The sequence below is a fragment of the Paraburkholderia sediminicola genome (assembly GCF_046027355.1).
GTDB classification, from domain to species: domain Bacteria; phylum Pseudomonadota; class Gammaproteobacteria; order Burkholderiales; family Burkholderiaceae; genus Paraburkholderia; species Paraburkholderia sediminicola_B.
The window spans coordinates 43,032-54,875 of record NZ_JAQQEK010000026.1 but is presented as its reverse complement, the minus strand read 5'-3'; the positions used below and the strand labels follow the sequence as shown (position 1 = coordinate 54,875).

The 11,844-nt window shown below is 61.9% G+C and carries 11 protein-coding genes; 6 read left to right on the top strand and 5 right to left on the bottom strand.

Translation table 11 applies throughout. The annotated features are described in order from the left end of the window. Positions 1 to 41: 41 nt before the first annotated feature. Both PQR42_RS33490 and PQR42_RS33485 read left to right on the top strand, forming a co-directional pair. Entirely contained in the window at positions 42 to 992 is a 951-nt protein-coding gene (locus PQR42_RS33490; protein WP_408389390.1) for a choline ABC transporter substrate-binding protein, read from the top strand. Positions 993 to 1,261: 269 nt separating this feature from the next. Beyond that, entirely contained in the window at positions 1,262 to 2,410 is a 1,149-nt protein-coding gene (locus PQR42_RS33485; protein WP_408219400.1) for a porin, read from the top strand. A gap of 61 nt (positions 2,411 to 2,471) precedes the next feature. On the opposite strand, the gene PQR42_RS33480 is transcribed toward PQR42_RS33485, so the two are convergent. Then, positions 2,472 to 3,392: a LysR family transcriptional regulator gene (locus PQR42_RS33480; protein ID WP_408219397.1), complete on the bottom strand. Its 921-nt coding sequence runs from the start codon at positions 3,390 to 3,392 to the stop codon at positions 2,472 to 2,474. Positions 3,393 to 3,502: 110 nt separating this feature from the next. On the opposite strand from PQR42_RS33480, the gene PQR42_RS33475 reads away from it, so the two are divergent. Continuing rightward, positions 3,503 to 4,144, top strand: coding sequence for a glutathione S-transferase family protein (locus PQR42_RS33475; RefSeq protein WP_408389392.1), 642 nt, complete (start codon positions 3,503 to 3,505; stop codon positions 4,142 to 4,144). Between the two features lie 33 nt (positions 4,145 to 4,177). Then, positions 4,178 to 6,226 (top strand): 2Fe-2S iron-sulfur cluster-binding protein, encoded by a 2,049-nt coding sequence (locus PQR42_RS33470; RefSeq protein ID WP_408389394.1) that lies wholly within the window; start codon positions 4,178 to 4,180, stop codon positions 6,224 to 6,226. A gap of 27 nt (positions 6,227 to 6,253) precedes the next feature. Here PQR42_RS33470 and PQR42_RS33465 read toward each other — a convergent pair whose 3' ends face one another. Continuing rightward, entirely contained in the window at positions 6,254 to 6,931 is a 678-nt protein-coding gene (locus PQR42_RS33465; RefSeq protein WP_408389396.1) for a TetR/AcrR family transcriptional regulator, read from the bottom strand. 71 nt (positions 6,932 to 7,002) lie between these two features. Between PQR42_RS33465 and PQR42_RS33460 the strand changes: the two genes are divergently transcribed. After that, positions 7,003 to 7,647, top strand: coding sequence for a glutathione binding-like protein (locus PQR42_RS33460; protein ID WP_408219386.1), 645 nt, complete (start codon positions 7,003 to 7,005; stop codon positions 7,645 to 7,647). 89 nt (positions 7,648 to 7,736) lie between these two features. Here the strand turns inward: PQR42_RS33460 and PQR42_RS33455 are convergent, their stop codons facing one another. The 3 genes from PQR42_RS33455 to PQR42_RS33445 all read right to left on the bottom strand — a co-directional run bounded on the left by PQR42_RS33455 (position 7,737) and on the right by PQR42_RS33445 (position 11,712). Further along, positions 7,737 to 9,092, bottom strand: a complete 1,356-nt coding sequence (locus PQR42_RS33455; protein WP_408219384.1) for an epoxide hydrolase family protein — start codon at positions 9,090 to 9,092, stop codon at positions 7,737 to 7,739. Positions 9,093 to 9,439: 347 nt separating this feature from the next. Further along, on the bottom strand, positions 9,440 to 11,041 hold the full coding sequence (locus PQR42_RS33450; RefSeq protein ID WP_408389398.1) for a DUF6345 domain-containing protein: 1,602 nt from the start codon (positions 11,039 to 11,041) through the stop codon (positions 9,440 to 9,442). Further along, a complete protein-coding gene (locus tag PQR42_RS33445) occupies positions 11,038 to 11,712 on the bottom strand; it encodes an FAD-binding protein (protein WP_408389400.1) in 675 nt (224 codons plus the stop codon). Before PQR42_RS33445 ends, PQR42_RS33450 begins: the two co-directional genes overlap by 4 nt. Between PQR42_RS33445 and PQR42_RS33440 the strand changes: the two genes are divergently transcribed. Continuing rightward, the gene (locus tag PQR42_RS33440) at positions 11,642 to 11,842 is read left to right on the top strand and encodes a hypothetical protein (RefSeq protein ID WP_408389402.1); all 201 of its coding nucleotides are present in this window, start codon (positions 11,642 to 11,644) and stop codon (positions 11,840 to 11,842) included. The two genes, PQR42_RS33445 and PQR42_RS33440, sit on opposite strands and share 71 nt — an antisense overlap. Positions 11,843 to 11,844 lie beyond the last annotated feature (2 nt).

Genomic DNA, 11,844 nt, shown 5'->3' with positions numbered 1-11,844 from the left:
GCTAACGACTCCATCCACCTCACGAACAGGAAGCCGACATAATGAAAAAGCTCTTCAAACAGGCGGTAACCGGCGTTGCGCTGCTGTGCGCGGCAGCCACTTTCGCGTCGGCCGCCGAGCCGCAGTCGTGCACGCAGGTCAACATGGCGGGGCCGGGATGGACCGACATCGACGCCACCAATGCAATGATCGGCGTGCTGTTGAAGGCGCTCGGCTATAAGCAGAACGTGGCGAACCTGTCGGTGCCGATTACGTATCAAGGCTTGAAGAAAGGGCAAATCGACGTGTTTCTCGGCAACTGGATGCCGGCGCAGGCGCCGGTCGTCAAACCGTTCGAGGAAGACAAGTCGATCGAAGTCGTGCATCCGAATCTGAGCAACGCCAAGTTCACGCTGGCCGTGCCGGACTATGTGGCCGCCGCCGGCATCCATTCATTCGCGGATCTGGCGAAGAATGCCGACAAGTTCGACAGCAAGATTTATGGCATCGAGCCTGGCGCGCCGGCCAATCAGAACATCAAGAAAATGGTCGACGACAAGGCATTCGGACTCGGCAACTGGAAGCTCGTCGAATCGAGCGAGACCGGCATGCTTACGCAAGTGGAGCGCGCGGCGCGTGAGAAAAAGTGGATTGTCTTTCTCGCGTGGGAGCCGCATTTGATGAACACGAAGTTCAAGCTCACGTACCTCGACGGCGGCGACAAGTACTTTGGGCCCAACTACGGCGGCGCCACGGTCAATACGGTCGCGCGTAGCGGCTATGCCGCGCAGTGTCCGAATGTCGGCCGTCTGTTCAGGCAACTCACCTTCAACGTCGATCTGGAAAACGGCGTGATCACCGAAGTACTGGAAAAGAAGACTGCCGTGGATACAGCAGCCATGGAAGCGCTCAAGCGTCACCCCGAATTGTTGAAGTCGTGGCTCGACGGCGTGAACACAGCCAGCGGCGCCAATGGCCTGCAAGCCGTGCAAACCGCACTCGGTGTGAAATAACAGCCGCATTCCTAACGATGAAGTCGCGGGGCGACAGATTTATGTCGCATCCGGTCGAATCCTCGTAAATCTGGACCCGTATTCTTGATCCGGCGATGCGGACATGATTGGTCATTGCATGCATCGTAGATAGCGCCGATCCGTTTCACTCGGTCTCAGCCGGTTTCGAACTGCCCGTCATGCGAGAAGCGCCGCGCGCTGGTCAACAGCACGCAGCAGGGATCGCTTTATCCAACGAAATACGCAGGCAAAGAGCAGGGGAGAATTAGATGAAGAAGAGAAATGCCGTCAGCCTTTCGGGACTCGCTATCGCGGCAAGCGCCGTATGCGCGCCGACGGCTGCCCATGCGCAAAGCAGCGTCACCCTGTACGGCATTCTGGATGCCGGCATTACCTACGTGAACAATGCCGGCGGGGCTCACCAGTTCAAATTCGATGACGGTATTTCGTACGGCAACCGGATCGGCTTCAAGGGCGTCGAGGATCTCGGCGGCGGCTTGCAGGCCGTGTTCGTGCTTGAATCGGGTTTTCACGTGGGCAATGGGCAGTATGCATTCGGCGGCGCCGAGTTCGGACGCCAGGCTTATGTCGGCTTGAAGAACAACTGGGGAACGCTCTCGCTGGGCAACCAGCTCGACATGACCGAGGAGTTTGTCTACCTCTATAACATCTCGGCCTGGGCGAGCGGCTACGCGATTCATCAAGGCGACTTCGACCGGATGAACGGCGACCGGCTGCCGAATTCGATCAAGTTTCTCTCCAACGACTACGCGGGCTTCTCGTTCGGCGGCATGTACTCGTTCGGCAATACGGCCGGCGACTTCCACAACAAGAGCGCATGGAGCGTGGGCGCGCGTTACGAGCACAGCGCGTTCAACATGGGCGCGGCCTATACGCAGTTGAACAATCCGAACGGCATCTATGCATTCGATCCGTACGCGATGATCGGCACGCGCACGTTCCTCGGCAAGCCGACCGTGTCCGTCGATCCGGCGACCGGCGCGGTGACGGATCTGTATAGCTCGTCGTCGTTCCCGGTCGACAAGCAGGGGGCGTTCGCAGTCGGCGCGGCCTATACGATCGGCAACGTCATGCTAAGCGGCGACTTCACCTACACGACGATCAAGGGGCTCGGCGAGACCTCGCATATGCAGGTCTATGAGGCGGGCGCCTCGTACACCTTCACGCCCGCGTTGATGCTGTACGGCGGCTATCAGCACACGCGGTTCGAAGGCAATCACTGGAACCAGGGCTCGCTCGGGCTGCATTACCTGTTGTCCAAGCGCACCGACGTCTATATCTCCGGCGACTATCTGCGCGCATCGGATGGCGTGAATGCGGTGATCGGCTACAGCTTTACGCCGTCCACGTCGAACACACAGACCGATGTGCGGATTGGCATGCGGCATTCGTTCTGACGCGCGGCGAAGGTTTGCGGGCGTGGACGGTGTCCCGGGTCACGGAACATCGTCCGCGCCATCACGATGCGCGCTCCAGCTGCTTCTTGAACGTGTCGATCAGCGCCCGCACTTTGGGCGGAGGATGGCTGGTGGGCGGAAAGATAGCCTGAATACTCGCGGGCTCGGTCGCCCATTCCGGCAGCAGGCGAATCAACCGCCCGGCAGCGATGTCGCCGCCGATCGAAAAGTCCGTCAACAGACCGAAGCCGCCGCCGGCGAGCGTCGCCGCACGGCAAGCGTCGGCGGTGTTCACCAGCAACGCGTTCTCACAGCGCACCGTTTCGGCATCGCTTTCCTCTTTGCCGTTATTGCGCTGCAGGTCGAGCGTCAGCGGACGCGGCAAGACTGTCAACGCGCAGAAGGGCATCGCCGACAATTCGGCGGGCGTCTGCGGCTGCCCCCAGATCTCGACGAAATCCGGACTCGCCACGACCCACTTGACGAAGCTGCCGAGTTTCACCGCGCGGTAATTGGAATCGGCCAGCCGGCCGAGGCGAATCGCGACGTCGATACCGTCCGCGATGAGATCCACATAGCGATCGGTGCATAGCAACTCGACATTGAGTTGCGGATGCGTGCGGCGCAGTTCGACCAGCACCGGCGCGACGGCAAGCGAACCGTAATCGATCGGCGAGCTCACGCGTAACATGCCGCGCACGGACGCCGTTTCGCCGCCGATCGCCGACAGCGCGTCTTCCGTGGCGCGCAGGATTTTCACGCTCGCGTCGTAGAATGCGCGGCCCGCTTCGGTCAAACCGAGCCGCCGCGTTGTGCGCACCAGCAGGCTCGCGCCCACCTCGGCCTCGAGCCGCTGCATGTGCGTGCTGACCATCGTTTTAGCGAGGCCCAGACGCGCTGCCGCGGCGGTCAGCGAGCCCGCCTCGACGACCGCGACGAAGATCGCCAGCCGGTTCAGGTTTACGTCGCGTACGTCGGCCATGGTGGATTGTCCATCTTCGATTGATTGTGTTTCCCGGATTATCAGGCTTCTGCAAGGTGGCTCGTGCGCATTATGCTCGATCCATTCCTTCACGCTTTCCGGAACCTGTCATGCCCGTTGCCCGACCCACCCAGCCGATCCGCCTCTATACGACCCTGCTTTCCGGCCACGGCCATCGGGTGAAGCTCTTTCTGACCCTGCTCGATCTGCCGTTCGAAGTGGTCGAACTGGACATGAAGGCCGGCGACAACCGCAAGCCGGCGTATCTGGCGCTCAACCCGTTCGGCCAGGTGCCGACGATTCAGGACGGCGACATCACGCTGTTCGATTCGAACGCGATTCTCGTGTATCTGGCGAAGCGTTACGGCGACGCCTCGTGGTTGCCGGAAGACCCGCTCGGCGCGGCGGCGGTGCAGCGCTGGCTGTCGCTCGCGGCCGGTCAGATCGCCTATGGGCCGTGCACGGCGCGGCTCGTCACCGTGTTTGGTGCGCCGCACGATCACGAGACCGCGAAGAAGCTGGCCGTGAAGCTGTTCGACGTGCTCGACCGTGAACTGGCGGACAAGCCGTTCGCGGCGGGCAATCAGGTGACGATTGCCGACATTGCCGCCCACACCTACATCGCGCACGCGCCGGAAGGCGGCGTGTCGCTCGACCCGTATCCGAACATTCGTGCGTGGCTGCGCCGCGTCGAGGCGTTGCCGCGGTTTGTCGCAATGCCGTCGACAAAAGCGGGGCTGCTCGCTGAATGAGCGGTTGATCCTTCACGACACCGGAGTCCGGTCATGTCCACCGTTATCCCACTGAATAGCTGGGGCGTCGACGCCTCGCCGTTTCATGCGGCCGAACTCGCCGCCCAGCAGCGTGCCGGGGTGAGAAGCATGGCGGAAGCGTCGGGACGCCGGGGGATTCGCCGCTACATGCCGGACCAGCATCGCAAGTTTTTCGCCGAGCAGCCGTTCATGGTGTTCGGCGGCGTCGATGCGCACGGGCAGCCGTGGGCGACCGTGCGCGCCGGTACGCCGGGTTTCGTGTCGTCGCCGGATGCGCAGACTTTGCGCATCGAGGGCGGCGTGTTGCCCGGCGATCCGCTTGCGGATAGCTGGCAGGCGGGCGCGATGATCGGCGGGCTTGGGCTGCAGCCGCAGACCCGCAGGCGCAACCGGATCAACGGCGTCGTGAGGTCGGTGGACGGGGCGGCGTTGACACTCGAGGTTCGCCAGAGCTTCGGCAACTGCAACAAGTACATCCAGAGCCGTACGCCGACGTGGGTGGAGCAGAATGCGTCTGAACTTGCCACGCCGCCGGAGATAGCGACGCAACTCAGCGATGACGACCGCGCGCTATTGGCACGAGCGGACACATTTTTCATCGCGAGCGCGAATCTTGCCGAGGATGCGGATCTTGCTCGCGGCGCTGACGTGTCGCATCGCGGCGGCGCGCCCGGCTTCGTGCGCGTCGACGATGAGCACACGCTGACGACGCCCGACTTCGTCGGCAACAACTTCTTCAACACGATCGGCAACCTGATCCATGATTCGCGCGCCGGATTGCTGTTCATCGACTTTGCGAGCGGCGATCTGCTGTATATCGCGGCGCGCGCCGAGATCGTATGGGACGGTGCGGAACTGGCTGCGTTCGAAGGCGCGCAACGGCTCGTGCGTTTTCATGTGCAGGAAGTGCGGCGCAGCCGGAGCGCGTTGCCGTTTCGTTGGTCGGACGTCGAGTATGCGCCGCAGTTTGCGGCGGCGGTGCGTAAGCCGGTGGCTGCATCGCCCTGGCACAAGCTGAAGGTTGCGGCCGTGGTCGATGAGACAGCATCGGTTCGCTCCTTCTATTTCGAATCGGTCGACGGTGCGCCGTTGCCGCCGTACAAGCCGGGGCAATTTCTGCCAATCCGCGTGCCGGTGTTGGGCTCCGCCACGCCTTTGTCGCGTACCTACACGCTTTCCGATGCGCACGATCCGCAGCGGTATCGAATCAGCGTGAAGCGCGAAGGCGTGGCTTCGAAATGGCTGCATGAGCACCTCGTTGCCGGAGCGCGGATCGAAGCGATGAAGCCGCGCGGTGCGTTCGTCTTCGATGAAGACAGCCCGCGGCCCGCCGTGTTTATCTCGGCGGGCATCGGCATCACGCCGATGATGGCGATGCTTCGGCATGCGTTGGCTCCATCTCGCGGTGAGGGTGCGCAAGCGAAGCGGCTGTTCTTCTTTCACGGCGCGCGTAGCGATCGCGAACGTCCGTTTAGTGCGCAATTGAAAGAGCTTGCCGCGCGCAATTCGGCGCTTTCCCTGCATCTTTTCGATAGCGCCGCCGATCGGTTGGCCGAAGGCGTGTCGGCCGGACGTGTGAGCATCGACGCGTTGAAGCGCGTGCTTCCGTTCGATGACTATGACTTCTATCTGTGCGGCCCCGAGCAGTTCATGCGTGATCTGTATGAGGGCTTGCGCGGATTGAATGTCGCGGATGAGCGCATTCGTTTCGAAGCCTTCGGCCCGGCGACCGTCAAGCGGGCAGCTGTCGCACACGCGGAGACGAAGCCGGTTGAGACCTCGGCGCAAGACACCGGCGCTGTGCAAGTGACGTTCGCGCGCTCGGAGCGCACGATCCAATGGCTGCCGCGCGACGGCAGCTTGCTCGAACTTGCCGAAGCGCACGGTATCGACGCGCCGTCGAGTTGCAGGTCGGGTATGTGCGGGACGTGTTCGACGCGACTGTTGTCGGGCAAGGTCAAATACGACGGTGAAGTCGAGGCGCAAATCGAGCCCGGCGCGGCGCTGGTTTGCATGGCGCATCCGGTTGCTGGGGATGCGGGTGTGACGTTGGATCTTTGATCGACGGCCTGTGCTTTCGGAAAAAGGCTAAGTCTTTGATTTGCGTCGCACGCGTGGTTGCGGATCGGCTGGCGGCTCGTCACGTATGCCGCAAATCAACGCGATGCCGGCCTTGGCGGTCGCTCGCAACGAATCACGCGAGTCGCCCGCACGCGAGCGCAGCGCGATGCTGTGAAGGATCGCCGAGGCGACTTTCGCCAGCATGGCTGGATCCGAAGCCGCACTGAGTTCGCCTTCCGCTTTGGCGCGTTCGAGCCGTCGCTCGAATGCGCGATCGTAGATAGTCAGGCCGCCGAGGAGTTTGTCGCGAACCTCGGCATCGCTTCGGGATTCCACGAGTGCCGTACCGATCAGGAAACATCCGCGAGGCACCTCGCCGGGCGGAAGGTACATGGCGAGCGCGGCGTCGTACACCGCCTGCAAGGCCTCCGCCAATGGGCGATCTCCGGCGAGCGCGGCTTCCATTCCCTGACGCCCGAGTTCGATGTATTGATCCAGCGTGTTCAGATACAGCGCATGTTTATCGCCGAATGCGCCGTACAGACTCGGCCGGTTCATGCCGGTCGCGTCGCTCAGCGTGTCGAGCGACGTGCCGGAATAGCCGCCATGCCAGAACGCGTCTCGCGCGTCGCGCAGCGCCTGCTCGGAATCGTAGCCACGAGGCCGTCCGCGCGAACGCTTCTCACTTTTTGTACCGTTGTGCATAAAATTGTCTGGCTGCGTTGATTTTTATACACTATAGTACAAAAATCATCCCAACAACCGGAGACATCAGCATGGAGCTTTACTTCTCGCCGCTCGCCTGTTCGCTCGCGACACGTATTGCGCTCTACGAGGCCAATGCCGACGCGCGGTTCATCGAAGTCGATACGAAGTCGAAGCAATTGCGTGACGGCTCTGATTTTTATCCGATCAACCCGTTAGGGCAGGTGCCTGTCTTGCGTACGGACGAGGGTTGGCTGCTCAGGGAAAATACTGCGATCCTGCCGTACGTGGCCGATGCATTTCCGGCAGCCCGGCTTGCGCCGGCAGTGGGAACCGCGGAACGCGCGAAATTGCAGGAATGGCTGGGGTTTATCAGCACGGAGCTTCATAAAGCCGTATTCGTGCCGCTGCTCGATCCGCATGCGCCGGCCGACGTTCAGACCTACACACGCAAGAAAGTCAACCTGCGACTCGGCGTGCTGGAAGAGCATCTGCGCGGGCGCGAATTTCTCATGGAGCATTTCACGGTTGGGGACGCTTATCTCGTCACCGTCCTGAACTGGGCGCAGCATGGCGGTGTCGATCTTGCCGAGTGGCCTTCCGTTGACGCGTATTACAAGCGAACGGCGCATCGTCCGCAGGTCGCAAAGGCGTTGGCCGAAGAGGTGGCGCTTTATCTCGAGGAACAGGCGAGGCGGCATGTGAATGCTGCGTGAACTGCCGTAGCACGATGACCGCGTCATGCGCCGAACTCGGACCGTTGTCGCTAACTGCGGTTAGTGGTCCGAGTCCGGCAATTTCTCATTTACGTGCGCAGCGGCCTCAACCCCGCGCGGACCTCTTCGGCAAATAGTTGCGGTTGTTCCCACGCCGCGAAGTGCCCACCTTTATCGAGCCTGTTGTAATAGATCAGGTTGTGATACGCCCGCTCTGTCCAACTGCGCGGAGCCTGATAGTTCTCGCGCGGAAAGACGCTTACCGCAGCGGGGACGGATACATCGGCGGCGGCCAGGAAGTTGAAGTGCGACTCCCAATAGAAGCGCGCCGCGGAAATTCCCGTGTTCGTCAACCAGTACAGGGTGATGTCGTCGAGTACATCGTTGCGCGTCAAGTCGCCGGCCGATTCCCCGTTGACGGGGTGCCCGAACACGGCGGAGGTCAGTGCCGCCGCCGGCTGCTCATACCCGTCACCGTGGTCGAGAAGCCAGCTCGCCAGACCAACGGGAGAGTCCGACAATCCTGAGAGCGTTTGCGGGCGTGTGCCCATCTCCAATGCGTAGGCGCGTCGCTTCATGGCTGCGGAACTCAGTTGCTCGTAAGCGTGCTTTTCGTCGGCAGAGAGATTGGCCGGCGGTGGATCGCCGGCTTGAAGCGCCTTGGCGATTTCCGGCGGAACGGTCGCGGGGAAGTTGACATGGATGCCTAACAATTCCGGCGGCGCCTGCTTGCCCATTACGTTGCAGACGACGCCACCCAGATCGCCGCCTTGCGCGGCAAATTTCTCGTATCCAAGGCGTTTCATGAGGACGACCCACGCACGCGCGGTGCGCTCCGGGCCCCAGCCGGTGGTGGTTGGCTTGTCTGAAAATCCGTAGCCCGGCAAAGACGGAATGACCAGATGAAACGCGTCGGACGCACTCGCGCCATACGCGGTCGGATTGGTCAGCGGATCGATGATCTTGAACTGCTCGATCACCGAGCCCGGCCACCCGTGCGTGACGACGAGCGGCATCGCATTTTCATGTTTCGAACGGACGTGAATGAAATGAATGTCCAGTCCGTCGATCTCGGTCACGAAATTCGGCAACGAGTTGAGCTTCGCTTCGCACTTGCGCCAGTCGTAATCGGTCGCCCAATGGCGCGCGAGTTCCTGGATCATCGCGAGCGGCACGCCTTGCGAGTTATCGGTGACGGTCTCCCGATCGGGCCATCGCGTCGCCTTGATGCGTCGGCGCAAATCGATGAGTTGCGATTCCGGCACATGCACGCGAAGTCGGCGAATGGCGGTCTTGTCGCCGCCTGTCGCCGGGGCAACTTCGGTCATCGCCTGATTCGTTTCCGCGAAAGCGAGCTGGCTCAATGAGCCGGCAGCGACGGCCGCCGCGGCTACGCTGACAAAACGGCGGCGAGAGGGCGAGTGGGGAGGGAGGTTGTCTGACATAAAAGTCTCCGATCGGCGATGAAGCCAGGCTTACCAATCAATGGCAACATGATTACACGAGCCACTGTGCGGCGGGATTCGATGTAGGGTGGACGTATTGGAGCGCGCGGAGGTATCCCGCATGTGTCGGGAAGGGCGGTTTTTGTATGCGCGGGTATCGATGCACCCGGCAGATACGTTGCGATACAAAGCGAAACCGTGTCGGCGCACACGGCGGATCCGCTTTCATTTCATCGGCGCATGTCCGCAGTCGGACAGCGGTTCGTTAGCGACGCCTCCAACTGCCACGGACGTGTGCCGCTTGACACACATCCACAGCAGTTAGAGCACCAGGCTGATTGTTGCGCTCAGCAGGTCGTCCACATCGCGGCGAGCCACGTGGGCGAGGTTGGATCACTGGAGACCGAGCCATAGTCCCATGCGTGGTCGTTCACGGGATCGACGCCGTCCTTGCCCACCCACATCGCGCCGACCCAGACGTTCGGACCATCGGGCGCGGCGGCGCCGTTCGTTGCGGGCTGAATCTCCCGAGCCGCGCGGAACCACGAATCGATGATAGTGCTGCCGCCCTTAGCGTACTGGGCGAGTTTGCGTCCTTCGTCGGTGTTGTCGAAGGTGATCGCGCCGTAGCCCATCAGGATGTGCATGCCATCGAACGCGCCATCCCAGCGGGCCAGCACGTCGCCACCGCCGCTTGCGAGCAGGTCGTCCTGCAATGGGCCGCAGGCGGCAATCGTCGCCCATTCGAGATCGCTTTGGCCCCACAGGTCGCCCGGCGTTTGTGGGCCGGCGCCGACTTCGGCGAAGTCGAGGAATCCGTCGTCGGGTTTGGACAGCACCCAGCCGTTCATGTTGGCGTGCCCGGTGTAGAACACGAAGTCGGCGTTGTCCACCCAGGTGTCGTCGTTGCGACGCCAATCCGATTCCCATGCGTTGGCATCACCCCAGTTGAAATCGATGTGCCAACCTGCTGCCGCCCATTCGTCGACGAATCCCTGCGCGTTGGCCTGGCTTCCCGCCAGACCTCCGCTCTGTCCGATCCACGATGTCCCAGCTTCCCATGGCCGCGTTACGGTTGCGGCGGCAAACGACCGGCGCGGTTTGCCGGCAGCATCGGTCTTGGCCTTTTCTTTCGACACCGAGGTGGGCTTGGCCGACTTCTGCCGTTTCGCTTGCGGCTCGCCGAAGGTGAGCGGTGGACCGAAGTCGGTGGCGGCGAGCATGACCTGCCGAAGCGGCACGCGTTGTTTGCCGAACACGGCCGTGGCGCGGCACACATACACCGGATAGAGGAATTCCTGCGCGGTAAATGACGGCGCTGCGTAATAGGCGAGCGACATGTCGAAGGATTCGATTTTCATCTGGCTCATGAGGCCGTGAAACTGTTCCTTCACTTTGTCCGGCGCGATCATTTTTGCGTCGAACTCGGCCACCACTGCGCGCCAGCCGCCGTTAAAGCCGATCACGCTGCCTTTGTGCCCCAGCGTCACGGTCAGATCGCTACCACCGCCGACTACGGGAATCTTGTCCACCATGACCGGGTACACCACCTGCACGTCGAGACGCCGGTTCTGCCGCTTGCCGTCCTTGCGTAGCGCGAAATGAGTGCCGCCGAGCACCGGCTTGCCATAGGAAAACGGCGACTCCAACGCAGGCAGCAAACCTTCGCGATGCAGAAAGTCTTTGGCTATCGACAGCGCGTCGTCATCGCCCGGCAGTTCCGCGTCGACCGATGGTCGCCACATCTGCGACTCGTCAGCGGCCCATACGGCGCCGCTGGCATTGGCGATTTCCACGACGTGGTGGGCGTTGCGCAGTACTTTGCCGTCGCGCGTTTCGCTGAGCCGGAACTCATCGCGCAGGCCGAAGATTTGTCGCCCGAGCATCGCCAGTCGCTTGACGCTGGTGTCTTGGGGTTCAAGCCGGTAAATGGGCAAACTGTCTTTCATGGTGAGCTCCTTGTGCGCATACATACGGGGCGACGACAGGCGATATAGGCAAACCGCCAATCAAAGGACGACGAGCGCGCAAGCGAATTGAAAGACAGTGATGGTTGGGACGTCGAAAGGAGGGCGCGGGATATGAGAACAGTGACCCGCTGCGGGGCGGGATGCGGAAATCGGCCGTGATCATTCGCCGCAAGCGCCATGGCGGCGAGATATCCAAACGTCAATGCGGGCCCGAGCGTAATGCCGGCACCGATGTAATGACCGCTTACCGGTGAGTTCATGTCGTTGCCGCAGGCATACAGTCCGGGAATCGGGCGACTGTCGTCGTCGAGAACTTCCCCGTGAGATCCGGTGACGAGCCCAAGGCTCGTTCCAAAGTCGCCCGGCATCAGCTTGACGGCGTAGAAGGGCCCCTTCTCAATGGGGCCGAGACAGGGACTTGGCGAGTGCGTCGGGTCACCTTTATAAATGTTGTACGCAGATGATCCCTTCCCGAAGTCCTCGTCGATACCGGTTTTCGCAAAGCGGTTGTTGCGCTTGAGCGCCGAGCGCGGCTGGGCTACCACGGCCCATATTCCGGCCTTGCGCGCGCTGTCTGATGTGTTTGAATTAACCGGCGTGGCAAACACCAGCCTCGCGAGTGCGCAGGCCGCCGCCGCTGCTTTTGGCATTCCGCGCGCCTTCGAGAACGTGGCGGAGCTCGTCGCCTGTCCAGACTTCGACGACGCGCTCGCACTCCACAAGGTGCTTGACGCAATCGAGCAGTCTGATGAAACAGGCCGACGGGTACGAGTCGGCTGATC